General features: G+C 42.9%; 20 protein-coding genes. 11 read left to right on the top strand and 9 right to left on the bottom strand.

What is annotated here, in order from left to right; genetic code table 11:
• Positions 1-275: 275 nt before the first annotated feature.
• A complete protein-coding gene (locus ACNURT_RS12010; RefSeq protein WP_419701944.1) occupies positions 276-1,352 on the bottom strand; it encodes a fatty acid desaturase in 1,077 nt (358 codons plus the stop codon).
• 495 nt (positions 1,353-1,847) lie between these two features.
• Positions 1,848-2,417: an acyl-CoA thioesterase gene (locus ACNURT_RS12005; RefSeq protein WP_370994174.1), complete on the bottom strand. Its 570-nt coding sequence runs from the start codon at positions 2,415-2,417 to the stop codon at positions 1,848-1,850.
• Positions 2,418-2,542: 125 nt separating this feature from the next.
• On the opposite strand from ACNURT_RS12005, the gene ACNURT_RS12000 reads away from it, so the two are divergent.
• Together ACNURT_RS12000 and ACNURT_RS11995 are read left to right on the top strand one after the other, a co-directional pair.
• A complete protein-coding gene (locus tag ACNURT_RS12000) occupies positions 2,543-5,338 on the top strand; it encodes a TonB-dependent receptor (protein ID WP_419701943.1) in 2,796 nt (931 codons plus the stop codon).
• A 278-nt stretch (positions 5,339-5,616) separates the two neighbouring features.
• Positions 5,617-6,306: a hypothetical protein gene (locus tag ACNURT_RS11995; protein ID WP_419701942.1), complete on the top strand. Its 690-nt coding sequence runs from the start codon at positions 5,617-5,619 to the stop codon at positions 6,304-6,306.
• Between the two features lie 501 nt (positions 6,307-6,807).
• On the opposite strand, the gene ACNURT_RS11990 is transcribed toward ACNURT_RS11995, so the two are convergent.
• From ACNURT_RS11990 to ACNURT_RS11980, 3 genes are all read right to left on the bottom strand, one after another.
• Positions 6,808-7,305: an FKBP-type peptidyl-prolyl cis-trans isomerase gene (locus tag ACNURT_RS11990; protein ID WP_419701941.1), complete on the bottom strand. Its 498-nt coding sequence runs from the start codon at positions 7,303-7,305 to the stop codon at positions 6,808-6,810.
• 25 nt (positions 7,306-7,330) lie between these two features.
• Positions 7,331-9,343, bottom strand: a complete 2,013-nt coding sequence (locus ACNURT_RS11985) for a thioredoxin domain-containing protein (RefSeq protein WP_419701940.1) — start codon at positions 9,341-9,343, stop codon at positions 7,331-7,333.
• A 220-nt stretch (positions 9,344-9,563) separates the two neighbouring features.
• A complete protein-coding gene (locus tag ACNURT_RS11980) occupies positions 9,564-10,496 on the bottom strand; it encodes a DUF6438 domain-containing protein (protein ID WP_419701939.1) in 933 nt (310 codons plus the stop codon).
• A 214-nt stretch (positions 10,497-10,710) separates the two neighbouring features.
• Between ACNURT_RS11980 and ACNURT_RS11975 the strand changes: the two genes are divergently transcribed.
• Positions 10,711-12,675 (top strand): M1 family metallopeptidase, encoded by a 1,965-nt coding sequence (locus tag ACNURT_RS11975; RefSeq protein WP_419701938.1) that lies wholly within the window; start codon positions 10,711-10,713, stop codon positions 12,673-12,675.
• 222 nt (positions 12,676-12,897) lie between these two features.
• On the opposite strand, the gene ACNURT_RS11970 is transcribed toward ACNURT_RS11975, so the two are convergent.
• Both ACNURT_RS11970 and ACNURT_RS11965 read right to left on the bottom strand, forming a co-directional pair.
• A complete protein-coding gene (locus ACNURT_RS11970) occupies positions 12,898-13,422 on the bottom strand; it encodes an REP-associated tyrosine transposase (RefSeq protein ID WP_419701937.1) in 525 nt (174 codons plus the stop codon).
• A gap of 261 nt (positions 13,423-13,683) precedes the next feature.
• Positions 13,684-14,793, bottom strand: a complete 1,110-nt coding sequence (locus ACNURT_RS11965) for a DUF4097 family beta strand repeat-containing protein (RefSeq protein ID WP_419701936.1) — start codon at positions 14,791-14,793, stop codon at positions 13,684-13,686.
• Positions 14,794-14,883: 90 nt separating this feature from the next.
• Here ACNURT_RS11965 and ACNURT_RS11960 point away from each other — a divergent pair, with 90 nt between their 5' ends.
• Both ACNURT_RS11960 and fabV read left to right on the top strand, forming a co-directional pair.
• On the top strand, positions 14,884-16,719 hold the full coding sequence (locus ACNURT_RS11960) for a right-handed parallel beta-helix repeat-containing protein (protein WP_419701935.1): 1,836 nt from the start codon (positions 14,884-14,886) through the stop codon (positions 16,717-16,719).
• Between the two features lie 335 nt (positions 16,720-17,054).
• Positions 17,055-18,248: an enoyl-ACP reductase FabV gene (gene fabV / locus ACNURT_RS11955; protein ID WP_419701934.1), complete on the top strand. Its 1,194-nt coding sequence runs from the start codon at positions 17,055-17,057 to the stop codon at positions 18,246-18,248.
• A 178-nt stretch (positions 18,249-18,426) separates the two neighbouring features.
• Here fabV and ACNURT_RS11950 read toward each other — a convergent pair whose 3' ends face one another.
• Positions 18,427-19,200 (bottom strand): AAA family ATPase, encoded by a 774-nt coding sequence (locus ACNURT_RS11950; RefSeq protein ID WP_419701933.1) that lies wholly within the window; start codon positions 19,198-19,200, stop codon positions 18,427-18,429.
• Positions 19,201-19,862: 662 nt separating this feature from the next.
• Here ACNURT_RS11950 and ACNURT_RS11945 point away from each other — a divergent pair.
• The 3 genes from ACNURT_RS11945 to ACNURT_RS11935 all read left to right on the top strand — a co-directional run bounded on the left by ACNURT_RS11945 (position 19,863) and on the right by ACNURT_RS11935 (position 23,208).
• Positions 19,863-22,160 carry an ATP-dependent helicase gene (locus ACNURT_RS11945; protein ID WP_419701932.1) on the top strand — a complete coding sequence of 766 codons (2,298 nt, stop codon included), beginning with the start codon at positions 19,863-19,865 and terminating at the stop codon, positions 22,158-22,160.
• A gap of 144 nt (positions 22,161-22,304) precedes the next feature.
• Entirely contained in the window at positions 22,305-22,673 is a 369-nt protein-coding gene (locus tag ACNURT_RS11940) for a helix-turn-helix domain-containing protein (protein WP_370994187.1), read from the top strand.
• Positions 22,674-22,905: 232 nt separating this feature from the next.
• Positions 22,906-23,208, top strand: coding sequence for a hypothetical protein (locus ACNURT_RS11935; protein WP_370994188.1), 303 nt, complete (start codon positions 22,906-22,908; stop codon positions 23,206-23,208).
• A gap of 24 nt (positions 23,209-23,232) precedes the next feature.
• Here the strand turns inward: ACNURT_RS11935 and ACNURT_RS11930 are convergent, their stop codons facing one another.
• Positions 23,233-24,672, bottom strand: coding sequence for a tetratricopeptide repeat protein (locus ACNURT_RS11930; protein ID WP_419701931.1), 1,440 nt, complete (start codon positions 24,670-24,672; stop codon positions 23,233-23,235).
• Between the two features lie 502 nt (positions 24,673-25,174).
• Here ACNURT_RS11930 and ACNURT_RS11925 point away from each other — a divergent pair.
• The 3 genes from ACNURT_RS11925 to ACNURT_RS11915 all read left to right on the top strand — a co-directional run bounded on the left by ACNURT_RS11925 (position 25,175) and on the right by ACNURT_RS11915 (position 26,553).
• Positions 25,175-25,318 carry a hypothetical protein gene (locus ACNURT_RS11925; protein ID WP_419701930.1) on the top strand — a complete coding sequence of 48 codons (144 nt, stop codon included), beginning with the start codon at positions 25,175-25,177 and terminating at the stop codon, positions 25,316-25,318.
• Positions 25,319-25,389: 71 nt separating this feature from the next.
• Positions 25,390-25,533 (top strand): hypothetical protein, encoded by a 144-nt coding sequence (locus ACNURT_RS11920; protein ID WP_370994191.1) that lies wholly within the window; start codon positions 25,390-25,392, stop codon positions 25,531-25,533.
• A gap of 126 nt (positions 25,534-25,659) precedes the next feature.
• The gene (locus tag ACNURT_RS11915) at positions 25,660-26,553 is read left to right on the top strand and encodes a hypothetical protein (RefSeq protein ID WP_419701929.1); all 894 of its coding nucleotides are present in this window, start codon (positions 25,660-25,662) and stop codon (positions 26,551-26,553) included.
• Positions 26,554-26,649 lie beyond the last annotated feature (96 nt).

The following is a 26,649-nucleotide window of genomic DNA, read 5'->3' as shown; positions in this document are numbered from 1 at the left end:
ATCATATATTTTACCAACCTGTCTTTATGTTTTATTCGCGTTCTTTCAACAAAAAAGGGGGAGTGATAACTAAGCTATCACTCCCCCTTTTAATTTTAGTATTGGTTAATTATTCCCAGCGCTGTTCGAAGTCTCTGACTTCGAACGACTATGCCTGTAGATTGCAACTACAGCCTCATAACTCAATAACTAACTCATGTAGTCTAAAGACTACGAACATAGTGGTCCGAAGTCAGAGACTTCGGACAGCGCACAGCGCGTATTTGTTAATATTATTATTCGGTCACGAGCAGAGTTTTGGCCGTTTGCGGATATTGGGCAACTGGCCCAACAACCGGTTTCACGGTACAATACTCCAGCAGGAATTCTTTCTTGGAATCGCGGTAGGAGCTCACCGCCCCTATCAAGCTTAAAAATTTAATGTAGCACCAGGCCAGGTCAAGCTGATGTGGTTTGAAACCAGAGCGGGCACTTTTTGGAAATAAATGATGGTTATTATGCCACTCGCCGGCAACATAACCCGGCCATAGCTGATTGATGGACATATCCTCGCGGTTATGATCAATACCTTCGCGGCGTTTATCCTCACCTTTACCATGACCTTCATAATTAAAGGTACGTACGCCAACGGCCCAGATACCAGCCGAACCAAAAACGGCGCAAGCCAATGGCATACCGCCAATCAGGTAAAATACCGTGAACCAGAAACCCCAGTTTAATATAATACCCATAATAGTACGGAATGGGTTAGCAATGGTTCCCCATTTTTGATACTGTTTGTAGGTATTGGGTATAACGCCCACATGTTTCATGAGGTTAACACATTTTTTGTAGCAGGCTTCACCCATATTGCGGGCAATAGGCTGGTGGTTTACATCGGCCAGGAAGCAGTACATAAAGCCGCCCTGCGCGTTGTATGGATCACCAGGTTGATCTGAAAGGGCGTGGTGCACATGGTGCGATACCGCGTAGATCTCTTCCGGGATGATCTTCAGCGTAAGGTTCTGGGTAAAAAACCGCCAGAATTTATTGCTGAAGGTATAAGCACTATGCGTACAATACCGGTGATGCCAGATAGTACCATGCGTACCCATGATGATCATGCTGTACACAAATGCCACTATTAAACCGGTAATGCTGAAATATTTAAATATAAACAGGCCTAAAAACGGCACCAGTGCCAATACCAGGAACCAGCTTAGAAACGACAGCCAGTTTTTTTTGTCCTTAAATACGTTGAGTCTTAAAAAAAATTCTTTTACAATTTTGCCGTTGGAGGGTTTGGAGAGGTCACCGTTTTCATCCGTCCAGCCATACGAAGGCGGTTCAAGTACCGTGTTTAAAAAAGCCATTAAGTTTTGTGGGGGTTAATAGTAAATAGTTTAAAAGAGGGATAAGTGCCACAATGTAGTGATATAATATCACCGAATTGTCATTTTCTAAAGATATATTATATTGTGCCAAATCCCCGCCAAAACTTAAACCCTTTTCGGAGTATTCCTTCGGGTTGTAAGTGGGACCGACAATTAGTAGGGGCAGTAAGTGTGTATGTTGGTTAGCGACGATGAAGTCCTTCCATTTGATGCAGGTTAATTCGTGATGAGCGCAGGCATTAAACTTAACGCCTATAGTTTAAACTCCGGATCGAATACTTTATTTCATCTATTGTCAAATAAATGTCAACGTTGATTTTTTTGATTACGTTGATTTCGCTGATTTTTTAACACGATTGAAGGATTCTCAGGATTTAATCCACTTAACATAATGCCCTTTTGCCTTTTGCCTTTTGCCTTTTGCCTTTTGCCTTTTGACTTTTGACTTTTGACTTTTGACTTTTGACTTCCCGCCTACTCCCCCGCTACCAGGCAGCGCTCTCCCATGAGCATGGCTATGCAATGTTCATAGTTATCAGGCATCTGGATCTGCTCTACTTCCTTCATGTAAGATTGCTTGATCTCCTTGCGCCGGCGTGCTTCAATAAAACGCCTTACCTGCTCGCGGTTTTCCAGGATCAGGCCGGGTACCTTTACCGGTTTGTTGTTATCATCCTTGGCTACCATGGTAAAGTAGCTGGTATTGGTGTGCATTACCGAGCTGTTCTTGATATTTTCGGATATCACCCGGATGCCAACCACCAGCGATGTTTTACCCACATAATTAACCGATGCCATGAGCGATACCAGCTCGCCGACTTCTACCGGCTGTAAAAAATCAACTGTATCAATAGATGCTGTTACGCAATAGTTACCGGCATGTTTAGCGGCGCATACATAAGCCACCTTATCCATCAGCGATAATAAAATACCCCCATGTATCTTCCCGCCAAAGTTGGAGTACGAAGGTATCATCAGTTCGGTAATGGTAGTTTGCGAAAAACTTACCGTTTTGTAATCGGATTGATCGGCGAGAGCTGTCATGCATTATATGTTTGGTTACAAGTTTAAGCATCTGCCAGCAATATTTGCAACAATTGTATTACATACATTTAACGTGTTAAACTTAATCAAATCTTTATGGTCATTTGTATCATTAAACCTGAACTATGACCAGACACCTACTACTGTTTCTTATTTTTTCCTTATTCGTAATGCAGGCTCTTGCGCAGCAAAGCCGGCAGGTAAGCGGAACGGTGGTAGACAGCGTGGGCGCCGTACCGGGTGTTAACGTAAAGCTAATATCCGATAAAGACAGTCTTAATGCCGCTACAGGCCCGGGCGGAACATTCAGTTTTCCGGCGGTCAATTCAAAAAATTTCAAAATAACCATCAGTGGTATTGGCTATCAAACCCTGATACGGCGCTATGTGATGGACAATGACACCAAACCCATTAAACTCGATCCGATAAAGATCCAGGTGCAAACCAATTTTTTAAAAACGGTACACATCGTGGCCGAAGCCAATCCAATCACCATTAAAGAAGATACGGTAGAATATAAGGCAAGCGCCTATAAAGTACGCGAAGGTTCGCCGGTAGAAGATCTGCTTAAAAAACTGCCCGGTGTAAGTGTGGATAAAGATGGCAACGTTACAGCGCATGGTAAACAAGTAACTAAGGTGCGGGTTAATGGCAAGGATTATTTTACCGGCGATGTACAAACCGCTACACAAAACCTCCCGGCCGATATTGTTGACGCCATACAGGTGATTGATGATTACGGCGATCAGGCCAACCTCACCGGCATCAAAACCGGCGATCCAGATAAGATCCTGAACATTACCATACAGAAAGATAAAAACAGGGGCAATTTTGGCCAGGGCAGCGTGGGTGTTGGTAGCGATGACAGGTACCAGGCGCGCCTGTCGGCCAATACTTTTATGGATACGCGGCAGATAGCCTTGATTGGTACGCTCAACAACACCAATACCAACTCGTTTAACCTGGGCAGCGCAGGCGGAGGGGGTGGCAGGGCCGGTCGTGGCGGTGGCAGTGGCGGCTCGCAGATCAGTACGGCTAACGGCATTACCACCAACCGGTCGATTGGTACCAATTACCGCGACGACTGGGGCAAAAAGATCACCGTTTATGGCAGTTACAGTTTTGCCGATAAAGACAGGGATCAGAATAGCACTACCGTACAACAAAACCTTTTTCAATCGGGCACGCTCATCAATACCGATACCAGCGATAACAGGAACCATGGTATTAATCATCGGTTTGATTTTAACATGGAGTATAAAATAGATACCTCCAATTATTTGAAGATCAATCCCAGTTTTTCGTACAACATCTCCGACAATATCAGTACCGATATCTTCAGTAATACCCGCAAAGGTGCGCTGGTAACGGGTAACGAACTGGCTTTAACCAACGCCACCTCAAAAAGCGGGGGCATCAATGTACTATACAATCATAAGTTTCATAAAAAAGGACGAAACTTCAGTATAAGCGCAGGTCTAAACCTTTCGCAAAGCGACCAGAGTTTAAACGACCAGTACATTACCCGGCAGGATACCATTGAAACACCACTCTTTCAGCAAGTAAACAGCGACAACAACTCGCGGCGGGCAAACGTACATCTATCCTACATCGAGCCTATCGGTAAAACCACTTACCTGGAGGCCAATTATGGTTACAGTTATTCCAATACCGACAATAACCGGTACAACTACCGGGTTGATCCGTTAACAGGCAGTCAAACTTTTGTCGATTCGCTCAGTACTATTTATAATTACCAGTTTATTACCAACCGTTTTGGATTAAACATTCGCGGGATAGGCGCCAAGTACAATTACACCATCGGAATGGCGGTACAACCATCAACATTGGAGGGCGAATCGCATAACTTCCGTACCACAACCAATACTTTTAATGTAATACCTACAGCCCGGTTTATTTATAATTTCTCGCGCAACCATTCTTTTACCATTAATTACAGCGGATCTAATAGTCAGCCTTCATTTACGCAATTGCAAATACAGCCCGATTATTCGAACCCACAGAACCGGGTGTACGGTAACCCCGACCTTAAACCATCATTTACCAATAACATCAACCTACGTTACAACCAGTTTGATATCGCCAGCGGTAATTCGTTGTTTACTAACCTTTCTTTCTCCGAAACGCAAAACGCTATCGTGACTAATACTTCGCCTGTTTCCTCGGCTACAGGCTCAACCAACCAACGCGACAGCACCATACAGGAAACCCGCTATGTAAACACCAATGGCCTTTATAATATCAACAGTAATTACTCTTTCTCCAAACCATTTGCCAATCGTAAATTCACGGTATCATTAAATGGCAGCGCTGGCTACAGCAATAATGTATCCTTTATCGAAAATCAGCGTAATATCAGCAAAAACTGGGTATGGAGTCAGGGATTGAAACTAAGAGTGGATATAGACAGCATTATGGACACCGAAGTAAGCGGTAACTATAGCGTAAATACCACCCGTTACAGCCTGCCGTCATCCTTAAACACCGATGCCAACACCTGGACGCTGGGGCTTGACGGCCGCAACTACTTTTTTTATAGCTGGGTGCTGGGTTATAACTTAACACAAACCATAAACCACGGCTTTAGCAGTACGGTAAAGGCCAACCCTACCCTGCTAAGCAGTTATGTTGAATACCAGTTCCTGGCCAAGCACATTGCCTCGGTACGTTTCCAGGCATTCGATTTGTTCAATGAAAACAAGGGTGTAAGCCGTACCGTATCAGGCAACCAGATCATCGATACCCGCACCAACAGGCTGGGCAGGTATTTTATGCTTTCATTTACGTTGCGCTTACAAAAATTTAAAGGTAGTCGCCCATCGGGTGGCGGAGGTGGTGGTCGCAGGAATGGCGGTGGAGGAGGCGGTGGCCGCAGAGGTGGTGGTGGCGGCAGGGGGTAATTTCACCAGAGTTGGGAAGAATCGAAATAAAAGTTAAATAGAAGATTTGGCTAAAGCCCATAAACGTTTAATTATCGCCCGTTGGTTAAAACCAACGGCAATAAAAGATAACCCAACTGCTTTTCTATTCATTGCCGTCCCATTTATGGGACGGATAATAAAAGTATTTGCGGGCTTTAGCCAAAAGATATTCTTCCGAACACCAGTGGTGATAATTTAAACAGTGCCGTTTTTGACATTACGTAAAGCTGTTTTATATTTACCGAAATTGAACTGTGTTGAAAATTATAACCTTATTTATCGCCCTGCTTTTTTATTTAAACACCAGTTTTGCACAGGAAACGGTAGTACGCAAACATCGCCTTACCGATCAGATAACCGAACGGATATCTGTACTCAAGAGTGATAAAAGTACCCGGCAAGGCATTTACCAGGCCGTAACCGAAAAAAACATAGCCGTGGCCAGCGGCAGTTTTGATAACGACAAGAAAGTTGGCGTATGGCATTTTTACGATCCGCAGGGCCGCTTACTCCAAAATTACGACTACACGAAAAAGACTTTATTATTTGAAGCGCCAGAAGATACCACCTCAAGCCTGCGGTATTTTGTAGATAAAGCACTAACCGATTCAGATAGAACCACCAAACCTGTTAAAGCCGGCGGCCGGTACTTTGGCTATCTCCCCTACCTCAAAGTATTTAAACTACCGAATGAGCTCATGGGCATCAGTCGTACTGCATCTTACGCGGTTATTGAACTGCTGGTAAGTCCGGGTGGCCGCCTGGCCGATTTTAAGGTGCATTTATTTAGCGGCCTCAATTATCATAGAGTATTTGCCATGAGCACTGATATGCCCAACGAAGAAGATAAAATATTTATACCCGCTACCGTAAACGGCGATCCCATAGGCTGCCGTATTATGATCAGGTGCTGGATAGATAATGAGGGAGGTTTGGAGTTTAATTAGTAGATTATTGATTTAGTGAATTAGTGATGTTTCTCTAATCAGTTCGGAGTGTGTGATACCACCGCACCACAGACTAAAAAAGTTCGTCGCCCTGAGGCACGAAGGATCTTCTTCGATAATACCAATTGCATAATAGATGCTTCGCTCCGCTCAGCATGCAGTGTTTCCATCATGTCCCCTAATGGCGCAAGTCTTGTGTGAGGGATTGAGAGTAAAGGCTGACTTGTGACCTCAACGGCCCCTAATGGCGCAAGTCTTGTGTGAGGGATTGAGAGTAAAGGCTGACTTGTGACCTCAACGCATCGTATACAAGCGCAAGTCATCAACCCACAGGCAACCTCACAAGACTTGCGCTAAAGACGGGGTCGAAGAATAGATCCTTCGCTCCGCTCAGGATGACAAACTTAAATGAAATTACTTCGTTCCCTCGCGATGACATATTTAACCAAAAACGCCGGACATAATGCCCGGCGTTTTCTTGTCTATTTTATATCAATAAAATTAGTGATCATGGTGACCATCCGGACCATGTGCATGGCCGTGTGATAACTCTTCTGGGGTAGCCGGACGTACATTCAGGATGTTGCCTTTAAAGTGCAGTTCCTGACCAGCCATCGGGTGGTTCAGGTCGACAATAACAGCATCTTCTGCTACTGATACAACCTGTGCCTGGAAACGGTTACCCTGGTTATCCTGTAAAGGCAAAATGCTGCCGATCTCCGGAATGTCCTGACCCTGAAACATTTCTTTTGGCAGGTTAGCTACAGCTTCTTCATCATATTCGCCGTAAGCATCCTCTGCAGAAAGACGAAACTCATAAGCATCGCCAGTTGACAGGGTGCTCAGGTTTTCTTCAAATTTAGGCAGCATCTGGCCGGCGCCGAATAAAAAGGTTAATGGTTGTTCTTGTGTGGCGCTTTCGGCTAAAACTTCGGCTCCGTCACGGTCAACATACAAATCGTAAGTTAATGACACTACGTGTTGTGGTTCAATCTTCATTGTAAAGTATTTTTTTAATAAGCAATCAGGCCTCAATTTGTTTTAAAGCATCGGCCATATTATTGGCAGGTAATCCGCAGGTTTTATCTTTACAAACAAAAATTTGTGTTGATTGACCAAACTTATCCTGCAACAAAGGTAAACTTCCTTTTTTACCTCCCAAGATTATTTTGTTTGGGATGTAATTATTTTCCATTTCCTTTCGCACAGTTTCGGCCTCGTTGCCTGTTATCGCTATCTCATAGATACCAAACACCTCATCCAGCAACAATAAGGTCCAGTTAGAATAGGCTGTACCATATTTTGCAAGCTGCGGCATAATGTTACGTAACAGTTGTGCCGAAACCGCTGCATAGCTTTCGTTATCAAAAAGCAAGCCCAACTTTTTCAGGTTAAGCGCCATGGCCGAATTACTGGCCGGCGTTACCCCATCCATGATCTCCGATTTGCGGGCTATCAGCTGTTCATCGTCATCGGCGGTATAAAAAAAGATGCCGTTCACTTCATCGTAATAGTGCTCTATAGCAGCGTCGGTCAGTTTTTTAGCCTGATGTAACCATTGTTCATCAAAAGTAACTTCATACAGGGCAATGAGCCCATCGATGATATTGGCGTAGTCGTCCAGAAACGCTACCGGAGATTCATCTGCCTTATTGACATTATAAACTCTTGATATCCGGTTATTCTGGCTTACTTGTTTATTCAGAATAAATTGAGCGTTCTGCAATGCCAGTTCCAGGTACTTGGGATTATTAAACGCCCGGTAAGCAGTACACAGCCCCTTTAACATCAATCCGTTCCAGGAAGCCAGGATCTTATTATCCAGCCCGGGCCTCACGCGATGCCTGCGGGCTTCAAATACCTTTTTCCGCGAAGCCTTGATCTGCGAGAGCAGGTCATCCACGCCTAAACCTAATTTTTCGGCCAGCTCCCCATCACTTTCCCGGCGGAACAATACATTAGCATGTTCTTCCTCCCAGTTGCCATCTTCGGTGATATGGTAGTAAATACAGAAGAGTTCGGCGGCATCTTCACCCAAGATCTCTTCTATTTCCTTTTTAGTAAAAATGTAAAACTTGCCCTCTACCCCCTCACTGTCGGCATCCAGGGCCGAGTAAAAACCCAAGTCAGGCGAGGCCAGTTCCCGGGTCGAAAATGTAATGATCTCCTCCACCACCTGTTTGTAAAGCGCGTCAGGGTTCCAGGTGTAAGCTTCTGAATACAGGCTGATAAGCTGGGCATTATCATACAGCATTTTTTCAAAATGGGGTACATGCCAGCGGCCATCAACCGAATACCGGGCAAAACCGCCGCCTATATGGTCATAAATACCACCAAAGGCCATTTTATGCAGGGTGAGTTTTACCTGGGCGGCTATCTCATCATCCTTCATCAGGTGGGCGTAGCGCATCAGCAGCAACCAGTTGTTAGGCATCGGAAATTTGGGCGCGTTGCCGGTGCCGCCTTCATATTGATCAAAATAGCGTTTCCAGTTATCGCCTATCACTTGCAGATCGGCTTTGGTATATTCGGGTTGCTCCCCAACAAACTGTACCGATTCATAATTCTGGATCCCTTCGGTAAGGCGTCCGGCATATTCTTCGGCCTCCTCGGGTTTTTGCTTATAAAAATCGGCCAGGTTAAATAATAAGGATGTCCAATCGTTCTTGCGGAAATAAGTACCGCCATAAATAGGCCGCTGATCGGGCAGGCAGATACAATTTAAAGGCCATCCCCCGCGGCCGCTCATCAGTTGCACAGCACTCATATAGATCTGGTCGACATCTGGGCGCTCTTCCCTATCCACCTTTATACAAACAAAATATTCGTTCATAACTGCGGCCACGGCTTCGTCCTCAAAGCTTTCATGCTCCATCACGTGGCACCAGTGGCAGGCCGAGTAACCGATACTTACCAGGATGAGTTTATTTTCGGCTTTGGCTTTATCCAGGGCTTCTTTACCCCAGGGATACCAGTTTACAGGGTTGTTAGCGTGTTGCAATAAATATGGAGATGACGAATTAGCCAGGCGATTCATAATAGATGTGTTATTTATTGCAAAGATGCGGATATAAATGAAGCTGTAAAACATACCAAGATTAAGTTTGGAAAGTTTTTACAGGGAGGTGGTACTTTTCGTGATGAACAGATTTACTAAAAAGGTCAAAACTATTTTGTCATGCTGAGGAACGAAGCATCTGTTGTTAGACTTTGCAATTGCATAACACATCCTTCACGTTTAGGATGACAGAATGAGTCTACTTAACTTTAACCCACTTTTCACTCGTTCTCAACTCATCAATCAAGTTGTACAACTGACTTAATCCGTGCGTGCCAATCATACCATAATCTGTTATCTCTTTAACCGTACCATTTTTAAACCCTACTTTAAGTATCGCTTTAACATCATCTGTCCAGGCTACACGATAATCATCCCGGAGTTTCCTGATCTGAATATAATTGATCAGCGATTTGATCCTGTTTAATTTATCAACCGAAACGGCACCTTTAAAGTTACCTTCTACCTCATTATAAGCGTAAGCCTCATACGTTGCTTTTCCATCGGCCGAAACCTGGAGCTTATAGACGGGGCAGTCGCCATAACAGCCCTTCGCTTCTATCGTAAAGTAACTGATCTGATAGTTATCCGGCTTGGGATTATACTCCACAAAATTGCCGTGCTTTAAAATTAAAGTATCGATTCTTGGACCAGTGTCAACAGTAAGTTCATCCTTATCTCTATGCATTCTGAGCATTTTTGAATAAAAAAGGAGCAACTGTTGTTTATTGATCATGATGGGCTTTGCCATTTCACAATTGTCACCGGTGTGTCCCTGGTTCATGGGCAACATTTTAAATGTATTATCTCCCTTATCAATTACAGCATATACATAAAAACCTACAGACATTTTTAGCATTACGAGCAGGTCGGTCTTTCCATCCTGATTAAAGTCTGTCTTTTCCCAGCTTTTAATGCTCCATTGACGTGCCACATCATTACATTTTAACAATTTAAATAAAGTATCTGTGGGTACTACTGTAATTTGAGGTTCACCCTTATAACTAAAATTGGTATCCGTTTTAAGCATAAATTTCAAAACGTCGTTATCAGTTTTAAGGTTATCAATGCCGTTGGCCAAGGCTGAAACAATAAAGGATGAAAAAATCAAAAATAAGAGCAGGTATTTCATATGGTTTGGGAAACTTAATATATCTATATGAAAGTCGTTCAATAAATTTATATATCAAAGTGTTACTTATGCTTGCATACCCATTATTACTTATCAGGTAACATTACTATTACTCATACGACAAAATTCGCTTATACGCAATCGGTTAAGCAATCAGATTACCAACTTCACAAATTATTTCCCTTTATTTGCGCCTTTATTACTAAAAATTCAAATGCGCTATTTTAAACTGATCACCTTTTTATGCGCCATGGGCTTATTGGCCGGTGCAATACCCGCGGCAGCCCAAACTGCCGATACATCAAAATACAATCACCAGGACGTTTTTGGCCCTATTACCTGGCCGGTTACCAGCGGCGGTACTCGTTCGGCCAGCGGCCAACCAGCAGCCAATTACTGGCAAAACCGCGCCGACTATCAAATAAAAGCCACGCTAAACGAAGGCCGCGATACAACTATTACCGGTGAAGTGACTATCACCTATACCAACAATAGCCCGGATAAACTGGATTACCTGTGGCTGCAACTGGATCAAAACCTCTTTCGCCCCGATTCTCACGGTGCAGCAACCACGCCCGTATCAGGCGATCGTTTTGATGTTCGCGGGTTTAGTCGCGGCGGGTACAACATCGGTTCAGTTACCGTAACCTATAAAGGCGAAACCTATACCGTAACGCCAGTTATCTCCGATGCGCGCATGCAGTTACGCCTGAATACCCCATTGGATGGCAAGGGCGAAAAAATCCAGGTAAAGATCAATTATGATTTCGCAATCCCCTTTTATGGCGCCGACCGTATGGGTCGTAAAAAATTTAAACAAGGATATGTATATGAAATTGCACAATGGTACCCACGCATGTGTGTATATGACGATGTAGAAGGCTGGAACACCCTGCCCTACATGGGCCTGGGCGAGTTTTACTGTGAATATGGTGATTTTGATTATTATATCACTGCCCCTGCCAACATGATCGTGGTGGGTTCCGGCGATCTGCAAAACCCGGAGGAAGTGCTTAGTCCAGCCCAGCTTAGCCGGCTGGCCAAAGCAAAAACCAGCGATAAAACAGAAATGATCATTAAAGCCGGCGAAGTTGGTAAAGCCTCTACCCGTCCGTTCAAAGGCAGTTTAACCTGGCACTATAAAATGGAAAACACGCGCGATATTGCCTGGGGCGCCTCCAATGCCTTTATATGGGATGCCGCGCAGGTTAATTTTCCTTCGGGTCGTAAAGGTATTGCTATGTCGGCTTACCCGGTTGAAAGCGCCGGTAACGATGCCTGGGGCCGTTCAACAGAATATCTAAAAAACAGCATGGAGATCTATTCCAAAGCTTATTTTGAATACCCGTGGAATTCGGCCGTTAACGTATCGGGCGTGGCTTTGGGTATGGAATACCCGGGCGCCATATTTTGCCTGAGCAACTTTAAAAAAGGTCAGCTTTGGGGTGATGTTACCCACGAGATCGGTCATAACTGGTTCCCGATGATCGTTGGTTCAAACGAGCGCAAATACATGTGGATGGACGAAGGTTTCAACACCTTTATTAATGAGTATGCCAGCGAGCAGTTTAACAACGGCGAGTATGCTGATCCATCAAAACAGGCACAGAATATACTGGCCTCCTACCGCAACAGCAAAGATCCTTTAATGACCGCGCCTGAAGCCATTGGCTTAAATGATTATGGTCAGTACTATAATAAAACCGCTTTAGGTTTGGATATATTACGTAACGTAGTGCTTGGACCTGAGCGTTTTGATTATGCGTTCCGCGAGTACATCAAACACTGGGCGTTTAAACATCCACTGCCTTATGATCTTTTCCGCGCTATGAATGATGCCAGCGGCGAAGACCTGAACTGGTTCTGGAAACCATGGTTCTTTACCACCTGGAAACTTGACCAGGCCATTACTTCGGTTAAATATATACAGGACGACGCTGCTAAAGGCGCCATGATCACACTAACCAATAAAGAAAAAATGGCTATGCCGGTTGATCTGAAGATCACCCAGGCTAATGGTAAAACCGAAACACTTCACCTGCCGGTAAACATCTGGCAGCGCGGCGCTGTGTGGACTTTTAAATATCCATCCACATCGGCCATCAAATCCATCGTGATCGACCCGGAAGGTGAATTACCGGATGTTGACCTGAGGAATAACAAGTACGAGGAAAATTAGTGGGTAGTGAACAATTTTAAAAAGCGATGGGTGTTTTACCTGTCGCTTTTTTTGTTGCGTATAAAATAGTGAGCGTGGACGCTCACCAAAAGTTAGTTCAAGCGTAGACGCTTGAACTGGCATAATTTTTTTATTTTTAAACTCAAGTAAATCGACCGCCCATTCAAGCGTCCACGCTTGAATGCAAACCTGGTGAGCGTCCACGCTCACAAACATCGCCAATCATTCAATAATCTTTAAAGGGCTATCTGGATTAGCACTACTATACCAGTATTCATGGGCCGAACCAACAAAACCGGCTCTTACCGGATTATCATGAATATAGTCTATCTTTTGTTGGATAACATTAGCCGAGTACAACAATACCGGGTGATTCCCATGCTGCCAAAACTGATGAATTTTATTCGCTGGATTGTCCTTACCTGCGTTTTCAAACAGTCTGATCATCCATTCTTTCTTGCTTTCAATTGGGTTATCGGTGATCATCTTTATCAACTGCTTTGAAGTATAAGTCTTAAAATCACGCAGTACATCTCCCAACGAGCCTTCTGAGACATTAGTGACCATATGAATATGATTAGTCATGATCACATAGGCATAAATATTCAGCTTTTTATATTGCTGACAGTAGGCAAGATTATCTATTATAAAATCGCTGTATACTCTTCTTATGAATACATCTACCCAATCAGTTACTGTTAGCGTAACAAAATACAATTCATCAGTTGAGGCATTTCTTGACATCATTAAATATGCCGATATATATTTGAATGAAGAATAAATTATACCACATTTATTTGTGAGCGTGGACGCTCACAAAAAGTTAGTTCGAGCGTGGACGCTCGAACTGGCGCGGTATTTATTGTGAGCGTGGACATTTGACCTGGCGCACTTTTTTTATTTGTCGCCTATTCATACGTCAACGCTTGAATACAAAAAAGGTGAGCGTCCACGCTCACCAATCCTATCACCCGTCCAATAATCTTTAATAAGCTGTCTGGCTACCCCTTAATTAAAGTCTACACGTCCAAAATTCGACCGGATAGTAATCGTTTTATCCTTGCTACCCCTACCTAACTGACCTGTATAATTTCTTTGAGGCTCGGTACCAGGTGCTTTACCAAACATACTGGTGTGGGCTTTATCGTAATTAAATAAACCATAATAGGTAGTGATATCAAAGTTGGCGTTCTCGTTGTTGTTGATACCTACTTTTACCCCGGAGTAAGCCTCGGTGATATCCAGTATTTTCAGGTTTTTATCCAGGGTGGCTATCTGCAATTTACCGCAATATTTAACCTTAATATTTGCAGAAGTGTGCAGGGTGCCTATTTTAACAGGGCCGTAGCTGATATCCGCATTCAATTTGTCTCCTTCTGATAAATTGAGGCTGCCGAAAGCTATTTGTAAGTTCCCACCCGTGAGGCTACCGATACTAACATCACCAGAGCGAACTTTAATTTCACTTTGCGGATTTGACAGGCTTTTTGCATTTAAACTGCCATAAAAACTATGTATGGTTACTTTTCCCTTTAGTTGGGGCAAGGTGGTGTTACCGTATTTATTGGTGATGCTCAGCGTATTTTTTGCCGGCATGTAAACCACATAATTGATCTCAATTTTTTTGATATGGCTTTTACCCTCCCCCTTCCATAATTCGGGGCTCAGGCTGCCATTATCGCCAATTACGGTTTTAAACCATGCCAGTCCGGCTGTTTTATTATCACTTATTTGTATAACATCCAGAAACTTGTCGGCATCGGCATCAACATTAGCGTAAACTTTTATCTGTACCTCTATCTTAAATTCCTTCCGGTCCCAGGTGTTTACAGATACCTCGCCAAAGCTGTTCTCTATTTTTAACTCATCAGTGCTGGCTGCCGGGTAAACCTTACTGTAGGTTTTAACCTTTTCTTTCACCTCGCCGTTCTCCACTTTATTTTTCAGATCGCTGTCGGAATATTCAGCTTCAAAGGGGCTCGGCAAAGCTTTGGTAATCACCGGGACAAAGGCCGTATCTATGCGGGCAACGTCATTATCAGAAGGAGCTTGCGCATTTGCCGCATTTGTTCCAAATACTACGGCGATGAGGCATAATAAAATGAGCTTAGGTTTCATGTTGTAGGTTGCTTAATTTTTGTTGATAGTGATACATTCTGTCTTAAATGACAAATAATTTTCCGGCGCGTTGCACAACAAAAAATAATCATGAACGCTGCCACTATTTTTTATATTTTTCTGCCTGATATGAAAAACTACCGCCCTCTCCTCCTGCTGTTTATTTTTTGGCTGATATTGGCTAACCACGTTATGGCCCGGGATAAAACAACCTGGTACATTAACCCGCAAAACGGCAACGATCAAAATACCGGTACCAACAGCCGCCACGCCTGGAAAACATTTGCCCCGCTTAACCGGCTCACTCTTTCGGCTGGCAACCAGGTGAATATCATCGCCCCCGGCGATTTCCATACCTCTTTGGTGCTAAATGCCAAAGGGAGCAGCGCGGCGCATGTTACCGTTAATTTTACGCCGGGAGTTTATAATTTTTATCCCGATGGGGCTTTAAAAAAACAATTCCAGATCTCCAACACCAATGATGTACCCAATGGTATGAAAGCCATCGCTTTGTATGTAAACAATTGCAGGTTTGTGGATATCAAAGCGCAGGGGGCCAAAATAGTATTGCGTGGTAAAATGATCGAAACCTGCGTTGATCACAGTGAAAACATCTGCCTGGATGGTATAACCTATGATTATTATCGCCTTACCGTATCTGAGTTGCAGGTAGTCAATACCGGTGAGCATTTTGCCGACTTAAAAATTCATCCCGAATCGAAATACAGCATTAAAGATAGCCTGTTGACCTGGCAGGGCGAAGGCTGGCAGCATAAACCTTTTTGGCTATGGCAGATACTTGACCCGCAAACCGATGATCTGCAGCGCACGGATATAGCTATGGATGGCATCCGGTATGCCGAAACCGGCACTAATCTGGTGCGTGCCTATTTTAAAAAGAACCCGGGCTTTAAAACCGGCTTAATATACCAGAACCGTGACGTAATCCGTGATTGCTCGGGTATATTTATGCAGCGCAGCAAAAATATCAATCTCAAAAACATCCGCATCAATTTTATGCATGGCATGGGTGTGGTAAGCCAGTTTTGCCAAAACATTCGCATGGACAGGATCAGTGTAAGGCCCGATCCAGCATCCGGTCGTACCTGTGCCGCCTGGGCAGATATCCTTCACTTTTCGGGCTGCCGCGGCAACATCGAGATCAGTAATTCTTATCTCTCGGGCGCCAATGATGATGCCATTAACATACACGGCACGTATTTACGGGTGATCAGCACCACAAAGCCGCGGCAGGTACTGGTGCGATTTATGCACAACCAAACCTATGGCTTTGATGCTTTTACCGCGGGCGATAGCATCGCTTTTATTCATGCCGAAACCCTGCGGGAGTATAGCAGCAATGTGATAACACAAGTGCAAAAGGTAAATGATAAAGATTTCCTGCTAACGCTTAAAAAACCCGTACCCACGTCTATAAATCCAACAGATGTAATAGAAAATACAACCTGGACGCCGCAGGTATGGATCCATCACGATACCGTGGCCCGTATCCCCACACGGGGAATACTGGTTACCTCACGTAGAAAAACAGTGATCGAAAATACTGTTTTCCTGCATCCGCACATGAGCGGTATATCCATTGCCAACGATGCCGCCAGCTGGTATGAATCGGGCATGGCTAAAAACGTAACCATCCGGCATAATCAATTTATACAATGCGGCGAGCCTGCTATTATCATCTGCCCGGAAAACACCCGGTCAGACGGCCCGGTGCATCAAAACATAGTAATTACCGATAATCGGTTCAACTTGCAAGGCTTGCACGTACTTTCTGCTAAAAGCACTTCGGGGATCATTTTTAACAACAACACCATCAAGGCAGAAAAGGCTTTTGATATTAAAAAGGGTTTGGAGCTGAAAGATTGTGTCGATGTAAAGGTATCTGGGAATGTTGTTGGGCATTAATATCAGGCGCATATCGACTCACCCCGACATCGCTGCGCTCGTCACCCCTCTCTCCGCTTTGCGCATAGAGGGGATCTTTCCCCTACCCTCTTTCCGGCGAAGCCGAAGAGAGGGTGGTCCAGCGAAGCGTAGACCGGGTGAGTAAACTCTGCGGCATGTTTCTCTACTTGCGCTCGTTTAAGACGCATGTGATGCGTCTCTACATTTTACCCGTAGAGACACATTACATGTGTCTCCCCAATGGATATATATCCCCTTCCTTAAAAATTTTAAAACCATTTTAGAAAAAGAATTCTTATATATGCCCCCGATATTGTTAAAATCAATTTTACATTATGATCATTGAACCCAGAATTCGCGGCTTTATTTGTTTAACTACACATCCAAAAGGCTGCGAGCAAAACGTAATAAACCAAATCAATTACGTTAAATCAAAAAACAACCCTGCGGGTACTAAAAAAGCGCTCATTATTGGCGCGTCAACCGGTTTCGGCTTGTCGTCCAGGATCACCAGCGCGTTTGGGTCTGGTGCAGCTACCGTGGGTGTTTATTTTGAAAAACCACCGGCACCCGGCAAACCGGCATCTGCAGGCTGGTATAATACCGCCGCTTTTGAAAAACAGGCCCATGCCGCCGGTTTATATGCCAAAAGCATCAACGGTGACGCTTTTTCTGACGAGATCAAACAAAAAACGATCGACCTGATCAAAGCTGATCTGGGACAGGTTGACCTGGTGATCTACAGCCTGGCTTCACCACGTCGTACTAATCCAAAAACCGGTATTACCCATAACTCTGTATTAAAGCCTATCGGCGAATCTTTTACCAATAAAACTGTCGATTTTCATACCGGCGTGGTATCCGAAATTTCTATCAACTCCGCTACCGACGAAGAAATAGCCAATACCGTGGCCGTAATGGGCGGCGAAGACTGGCAATTCTGGATCAACGACCTCAAAGCAGCCGGTGTACTGGCCGATGGTGCCCTTACCGTTGCTTACTCTTACATCGGTCCGGCAGTTACCGAAAAAGTATATCGCAAGGGAACTATCGGTCGCGCTAAAGACCATTTAGAGGCTACCGCGAAACAGATCAGCGAGCAATTGAAAGATATTAACGGTAAAGCCCTGGTATCGGTAAACAAAGCGCTGGTAACCCAGGCAAGTTCGGCTATACCGGTTATTCCGCTGTATATTTCATTGCTATATAAGATCATGAAAGCCGAAGGCACGCAGGAAGGTTGTATTGAACAGATACAACGCTTATTTGAACAACGCCTGTTCACCGGCGGTACTATACCTACCGATGCTGAAGGCAGGGTACGTGTGGACGACTGGGAAATGAACCCCGAAGTACAAGCGCAAATAGCCAAACTATGGCTGCAAGCTACTACCGAAACCCTACCTGATCTGGGCGACCTGAAAGGTTACAGAACTGATTTCCTGAACCTTTTCGGTTTTGACGTTCCCGGCGTAAACTACCAGGAAGACGTTGACGAAATGGTTGAGATACCGGGATTGGTAAGCTAAAAAGCAATAAAAATATATAACCGCGCGTCATTGCAAGGCACGAGGCAACAGCCCCCTCTAAATCTCCCCCAAAGGAGGAGACTTTAAAAATGTTTTAAGGACCCTCTCCTTTGGAGAGGGTTGGGTGAGGCTGTTGCTTCGTGCCTCGCAATGACGCGTTTTCTTTGAAGTCTTTTCCTTAGGAAAGATCGAGGGGATCGCCCATCAACGTCCGGGTCATTGCTTCGTGATTATTCAAAAAGTATTGGGTGATCTGGAAGTGTTCGGTTTCTTCATACTTTACTTTATGCATCCCTTCCCCATCCAACTGATAAATAACCGCGTTGGGATAAGCCAGTAAAATAGGCGAATGCGTAGCTATAATAAATTGCGAATTGGCCTGTACCAACTCATGAATAGCCGATAAGGCTGCCAATTGCCTTGCAGGCGATAAAGCAGCTTCGGGTTCATCAAAAATATAAAGCCCGTTGCCCGAAAGCCTATGAGTTAATGTGGCCATAAACGATTCGCCATGCGAGCACTCATGCAAGGATTTAACACCATAGTTATCCTTTACATAGTTACCCTTTCCATAGTTCTCCTCCTCTTTGTCCAATTCTTCCAGGTAAGTAGCTATATTATAGAAACTCTCGGCCCGCAAAAAGAAATAATCAGAAGGTTTGCGATAACTTTTGGCACTGCTCAGGTAATCAAACAACACCGAGGCATTATGATGTGTTTGGGTTTGTACGCTTTTACTGCCGCCTTCAATGCTAAACCCCAGGTGCAGGGATATGGCTTCAATGAGCGTTGATTTACCCGAGCCATTTTCGCCGATAATAAAAGTAACGTCCCGGTGAAACATCATCGACTCCAAATTCTTTATCGCCGGAATATGAAAAGGATACGCGTCAAATGACGGCACCGACTCGCGCTTAAGCGATATTTGCTGCAGATAGGGCTTTGCTTCCATGACTGGTTAAATTTAAATATACCATTAATAACTCATGCGTCATTGCGAGGTACGAAGCAATCCCCTGTTAGCAGAGCCGCTCTGTACAGCTTAGAGATTGCTTCGTACCTCGCAATGACGCTTTTTTCAGTCTCCCCCTTCGGGGGAGATTTAGGAGGATCTTGCAAACCCCGACTATTTTTTGTATATTTAAGTACATAAATCACCGGCCCTGCTTACTTTGAAAATTGTAAGCAGGGCTGTTTGGTTAAAGGACAAAAACGTCCGAAAAACCGACCGTTTTGTATGTAGTTATTTGAATACCAATAAATTAATACTTTTTAAAGCTTTCAAAATCTATCAAAGATTTGTTAAAAAGTGTTAAAATCGATGGTTTTTATTGAGTTTCTGATCAATTTTTGAGCAATTTCACCCTCATTTTGGCTGAAAAAGTGTTAAAATAAAGGTTTAAAAAGTCACCCGTGTACAGGAGGCGGTTTGAATTTTGTAAGTTTTGTTTTTTGTTGATAAAAACGTCGGCCGGAATCAGGGCGAAAGTTTTGAACACTCATTTTTCGCGCCTTTACTATTGTTGATATTTTTATCCTGTTCGGCATCAATCTTACTTTTCCCTTTCGGCTCAAAACCTTAATTTCGCTGATTCAAGAAAAGAGGACAAGATTTTGGATTATCTACAGGGTTTAAACCCCGAACAAAGGGCTGCGGTTGAACAAACCGAAGGACCGGTAATGATTATTGCCGGCGCCGGATCTGGCAAAACACGGGTTATCACATACAGGGTGGCACATTTGGTACGCAAGGGTGTCGATGCCTTTAATATACTGGTATTAACATTTACTAACAAGGCCGCCCGCGAAATGCGCGAGCGTATTACCCATGTGGTGGGTACCGAAGCCAAAAATATCTGGATGGGTACTTTTCACTCGGTATTTGCCAAAATACTGCGCGTGGAAGCCGACAAAATTGGCTACCCGAGCAATTTCACCATTTATGATACAGACGACAGCAAAAGCGTGCTACGGGCCATTTTAAAGGAAATGAACCTTGACGATAAGCTGTACAATGTAAACTTTGTACTTAACCGCATATCGGCCTCCAAAAACAACCTCATCTCGTGGCAGGAATATCAAAAGAACGAACAGATCCAGGCCGATGATTTTTCGAGCGGCCGCGGACAGCTGGGGCTTATCTATCAAACTTATGCCACCCGCTGTTTCAGGGCCGGCGCTATGGATTTTGACGATCTGCTATACAAAACCAACGAGTTACTGAAACTGCACCCGGAAGTGCTCAATAAATACCAGCATAAGTTTAAATACCTTATGGTGGATGAGTATCAGGATACTAACTTTTCGCAGTATCTGATCGTAAAAAAGCTGGCTGCCGTAAATGAAAACCTGTGTGTGGTAGGTGATGATGCGCAAAGTATCTATGCCTTCCGTGGCGCCAACATTCAAAACATCCTCAACTTTGAAAAGGATTACCCGGATCTGAAGGTATTTAAGCTGGAGCAAAATTATCGCTCTACCCAAAATATTGTAAATGTTGCCAACAGCATCATCAGCAATAATAAAGATCAGCTTAAAAAGAACGTTTTTTCTGAAAAAGAAAGCGGCGACAAAATAAAGATAATGCGTGCCTTCAGCGATAACGAAGAAGGTAAAATGGTAGCCGAAACCATTATGCAGGATCGCAGTCTGAAAGGCCGCAAATGGCATGATTTTGCCATTTTGTACCGTACCAACGCGCAATCCCGATCAATGGAGGAAGCCTTGCGCAAGCTCGGTATCCCCTATAAAATATACGGTGGACTGTCTTTTTATCAGCGTAAGGAGATCAAGGACCTGATAGCCTATTTCCGGCTTACCTTTAACCCTAACGACGAGGAAGCACTGAAGCGGGTGATCAACTACCCTAAAAGGGGCATTGGCGATACTTCGGTTGACAAGATCATTGTAAGCGCCGATCAGCATGGCATCACCCCATGGGAAGTAATTGTGGAGCCGGGCAAATACCTGGAAGGAAAGATCTCTGGAGCGGTAAGCACGTTTGCCACCATGATCCAGAGTTTCCAGGTGCTGGCCAAATCAAAATCTGCCTATGAGTCGGCTTTATATATCGCGCAGCATTCCGGTTTGCTGAAAGATCTGTATGAGGATAAATCAGTAGAGGGGCTTAACCGCTACGAAAATATACAGGAATTACTGAACGGTATCAAGGAGTTTTCTGAACGGGAAGATATTGAAGAAAAAGGGCTCGATGTTTTTATGCAGGATGTAGCCCTGCTCACCAATGATGATAAAGACAAGGACAAAGATGCCGATACCGTATCATTAATGACCATCCACTCCAGCAAAGGATTGGAGTTTCCGCAGGTATATGTGGTAGGGCTGGAAGAGAATTTGTTTCCCTCACAAATGTCCCTCAATTCGCGGAGCGACCTGGAAGAGGAACGCCGCCTGTTTTATGTGGCCGTTACACGTGCCGAAACCAAACTGACCATCAGTTACGCCACCTCAAGATTCAAATTTGGTACGCTGATAAGCTGCGAACCAAGCCGTTTCCTGGATGAGATAGATGCCAAATACCTCGAGCTCGACTATAGCGCCAAACCGGCAAGCAGTGGCAGCAGCGCCTTTTTTGACGATGACCGTAAAGCCTGGAGCGGCGGCAAACAAGCCGACGCATTCTCCAAGCCGAAACCGGCAACATCGCCCCCGGTTAAAACCACATCAATATTGGCTAAAGCACACGTGCCATCGCCAAATTTTAAACCTTCTGATACTTCAAATTTGCAGGTAGGTATGGAAGTGGAGCATGAACGTTTTGGTTTTGGGAAGGTGTTGAGCCTGGAAGGCAATAAGCCCGACGTTAAGGCAACCATATTTTTTAAGGAAATAGGACAGAAACAATTGCTGCTTAAGTTTGCCAAGCTTTACATCGTAAATAATATGAACTGAAGGTTAAGCCGTTTTTGTGTAAATAATTCCCCACTTTTTTATGTATCCCGTTAAAAAGCAGGCTATTCATGATAACTTTAACGGAAATTAATATGGCATACCGTTTGGATATGTTTGCTCAGTTAATTATGAGGAAACATTGATATGAACGACAGCACCAAAAAGAAATCAAACAAGTCCGTTGGGAAAAACATCAGGACTTTACGTCACCAACGCGGATGGAGCCAGGAAGATATAGCGAACCGTCTGGGCATTTCTATTCCGGCTTTTTCCAAGATCGAAACCGGTGTAACCGATATCAACTTGTCGCGCCTGGAACAAATTGCCAATATATTCGAAATAACAGTTGCTCAAATTTTAAGTGTTGAAGAAGGCGAGGTTGATCTTGCTCCATCAAACCTGAGCATTGCTCAGAAAAAACTGGTAGACCGTGAATCGGAGATAGCAAGTCTGCAACGCAAAGTGATTTTACTGTACGAAGAATTGCGAAACAAAAGCATTTTAGTCCTATAATTTAATATTGTGTTCTGTAAACCTTACAGTTATACCTTTATACTATATGCCTTAATACGATTACCGATTAATTTACCTTCCATTCAATTAAATATTGGTTAACAATATTTAATTTCAGTAAATTTTTCAAGAAAAAGGCAAATAAATAAACACAATTTCATTTTATATCCCATATAATTGAAAATTGGAGTAAAAATTGTGGCATAAACATTTTTTATCATAAAAAATGTTTATGTCAAATTATCTTATATCTATTTCAAACAACCAGGCCTTGAAAGATGGGACCATTCATGACCCCAAAAGCAAACTTAAAGTTAAGGTATTTGATCTTTTACAGTCAAGATTTAAACCCAGACAGGGCGAGGTTAGATTTTTTGTTACGGCGGGAGATGAAACACTTGCTTTTGAAACCGAGGGTTATGATAAGCACAGGCAATTGCTCATTTTGCAAATGATATCCAGATACTGTATTTACCTTGGTCTTATTGAAGCACAAATACACTCTACGTGGCCAGCCGCATTTAACCTGGGTTGATCATTATAAAATGCAGGGGCTATTTCAGGAATTGCTATTGTGTGAAGGACCGTGCAACATATCGCTCATTTCAATTATTTTTTCGTCAATTTCCGAAACACATTTATCCATCATACTGATACATTCTTCCTGATCAACTAAGCCCTCCTTCTCCAGGTTTATCAGCCCCCGCAGTGTAGCAATCGGCCCCCTGATCTGATGCGAAAGATAAGAGGAATGCTCAGAAAGTTTTTTGTTCTTGATCTGAAGATCTTTTGTTCTTTCATCAATGATCTCTTCCAGGTGATGATTAATCCTGTCCAGGTTATCTTTTTGCCTTAAAACCTCTTCATTGAGCATGGTAAGTTGTGCATTGGTTTTTGCCTTCCGCTTCACATTACCCACTAATAAACCAATAACAACCAGCAGTAAACCGGCCACAGTGCTCACGGCCCAGAAACGGGAACGTTCATAGGCTTGCCTGTCGGCAACCCGCTCATTTTCTTTTGTCTGCTCTTCCTGTTTACGTTTGGCCTCTATCAGCCTTATCTGCACCGATGTATTTTGTTTAAAAGTTACACTATCTTCTTTGTATATCTCACGTAAATAAAAAATAGCGCGCTCATAGTTTTTCCGGCTATATTCTAATTCGTAAGAGGTATGCTTATAATCATAATTAAGTTTAGGATCTTTAACCAGTGTGGCATAGGCTAAACCTTCTCTTACAACATTTATGGCTGCAGTATATTTTTTCTGGGCCATATACAATGAAGCAAGCGTAAGGTTAACACTGGCTACCGTTTCATTCAGATCTAATCGTTTTGCGGAGTCATGGGCTTCCAGCAAAAGCTTCAAGGCCATATCATATTGATTAAGCTTGTAGTAAACAAAGCCTTTATTGAGCACACATTGAACAAGGTTTACATCATCCTGAAGTTTTTCAAAACCCGCCATACTTTGATCATAGTATTTTAATGCTTGCTGAAAACTATTTTTACGTGTATATACATTACCTAAATTTAAACTCAGGGCGGCTATCAGGTGCTCGTCTTTTATCTTATTAGCTATTGCAAGCGATTTATTCAGGTAATCCAGGCATCGGTTATAATCCTGGTCACGGAATAAGTTACCTATATTATTATACGTTTTTGCTTCTCCTGCCAAATTTTTTGCTTTAATAAAATAGGTAACCCCGTTAAGGTAATTATCAAAGGCCTTTTCAGATTGATTGAGATAAGATTTACCAATGCCAATAATACGGTAAGCCTCCCCAATACCATTATAATAATTCAACTTTTTGGCCAGTACCAATGCCTCTGTTGCATCAATAACTGTTTGTTCGGGATTTGTTAACCGGTTAGCGAAAGCCTGGTTATTTAATTTTATTACCGCATTAGTATCTGGTACCGTCACTTCATTAAAATCCTTTGCATATGCAGCAAGTGATATAAAAAATACCAATAGGAGAATATAGGTTTTTCTCATTAAAGCGCTTTTACGATCAATTTAGCGTGAAAGTTATGAAATAAGCGTTAATATATCTAATAACTGCAGCAAAAACCTTGTGGAAAACTATTTTTTATTTTTTTACTCAAAACTCAAAAACATATCTATATTTGCACTGTTAATTAATTGATATACAATTAGTTGATTTAATATTGCTTGTTATTTTATTGTACTTTTTAAACAAAAAATATACACTACACTATAATAATAGCATAAAAAATATTCGAGGGTATATGTGCGGCTACTGTACTATCTGATTATTTAAAAACGAATAAAAACTAAAAAAATATTTTACAAAATGTCATAGTCATTAAAATTACCATTTTTTTTCAAGAAACGATACGAATTATATCGAAAAAGTCGCTGTTGTTTCGGGTCGTTCAAATGGAGCAAAATACAAACCGGGCATGTAATATTAATTACACAATATTTATTAAACAATAGTTAATCAAGTAAAACAAGAATACAAATATTAACCGCTATGAAAAAATTCATCTTATTAGCGCTACTTATGATAAGCGCGGGAATTTTATCGTCATCAACAAAAAAAGTTGCAGAACCGCAAGCAGCAAGTTTTGTTAAAACAGTTACCCCTTTTAAAAGAGACCTGGGTAATGCCGATTAACCTGGCATTTAAAGCTTTTGACGTCGTACATTCTACTTAAAAATATAACAGCACATTAACAATAATATATCATGAAAAAATTGATCATCCTCGCATTTGCTATCATTTTTACCGGCATCTTTTCGGCCTGCAAAAAAGAACATACACATACTGATTTTACCGAGGTACAATCATTTGCAAGCAAGTTTAAAAGAGACCTGGGCAACGCCGATTGATCTGTTATTTTCTGATACACGATAAAATAACTATTAATACGAAAGCTATAGAAACATAATCTTAGTATTAAGCCAAAAATAATTCATAAATAAAAATATTCACTCCTCCCCCAAATTTAAAAAATCATGAAAAAATCAACAACCATAGCAGCTTTAGCGCTAAGCTTCTTTTTAACTTCAGTGGCTAACATTTCAAATGCATCTACTCCTGATGGTGGTAAAAAAGCAACTCCTAACACAGCTACCAAGAAAGATTTAGGCCAGGCTGATTTTGCTGCCGGTACTAAAAAAGATTTGGGTCAAGCTGATTTTGCTGCTGGTACCAAGAAAGATTTAGGTCAAGCTGATTTTGCTGCGGGTACCAAGAAAGATTTAGGTCAGGCTGATTTTGCTGCTGGTACCAAGAAAGATTTAGGTCAAGCTGATTTTGCTGCTGGTACCAAGAAAGACTTAGGTCAGGCTGATTTTGCCGCTGGTACCAAGAAAGACTTAGGTCAGGCTGATTTTGCTGCAGGCACTAAGAAAGATTTAGGTCAAGCTGATTTTGCTGCTGGTACTAAGAAAGATTTAGGTCAAGCTGATTTCGCCGCCGGTACTAAGAAAGATTTGGGTCAAGCTGATTTTGCTGCCGGTACTAAGAAAGATTTAGGACAGGCTGATTTCGCCGCGGGCACCAAGAAAGATTTAGGACAAGCTGATTTCGCCGTGGGTACTAAGAAAGACTTAGGCCAGGCTGATTTTGCTGCCGGTACTAAGAAAGATTTAGGTCAAGCTGATTTTGCTGCGGGCACCAAGAAAGATTTAGGTCAGGCTGATTTTGCTGCCGGTACTAAAAAAGATTTAGGTCAAGCTGATTTCGCCGTGGGTACTAAGAAAGACTTAGGTCAGGCTGATTTTGCCGCAGGTACTAAGAAAGACTTAGGTCAGGCTGATTTTGCTGGCACTAAGAAAGATTTAGGTCAGGCTGATTTTGCCGCTGGTACTAAGAAAGATCTGGGCCAGGCTGATTTTACAGCCTAATTACAAAAGCTTATATACTCTATATAATATCATAACAGTTTGTGCAATAGACAGCATGAACTGTTGCTGTTTTAAGTCAATAAACATCAATATATT

It is taken from the genome of Mucilaginibacter sp. NFX135, assembly GCF_048565145.1.
GTDB lineage: Bacteria > Bacteroidota > Bacteroidia > Sphingobacteriales > Sphingobacteriaceae > Mucilaginibacter.
The sequence above is the reverse complement of the archived record's forward strand: the minus strand, read 5'-3'. Positions and strand labels throughout refer to the sequence as shown.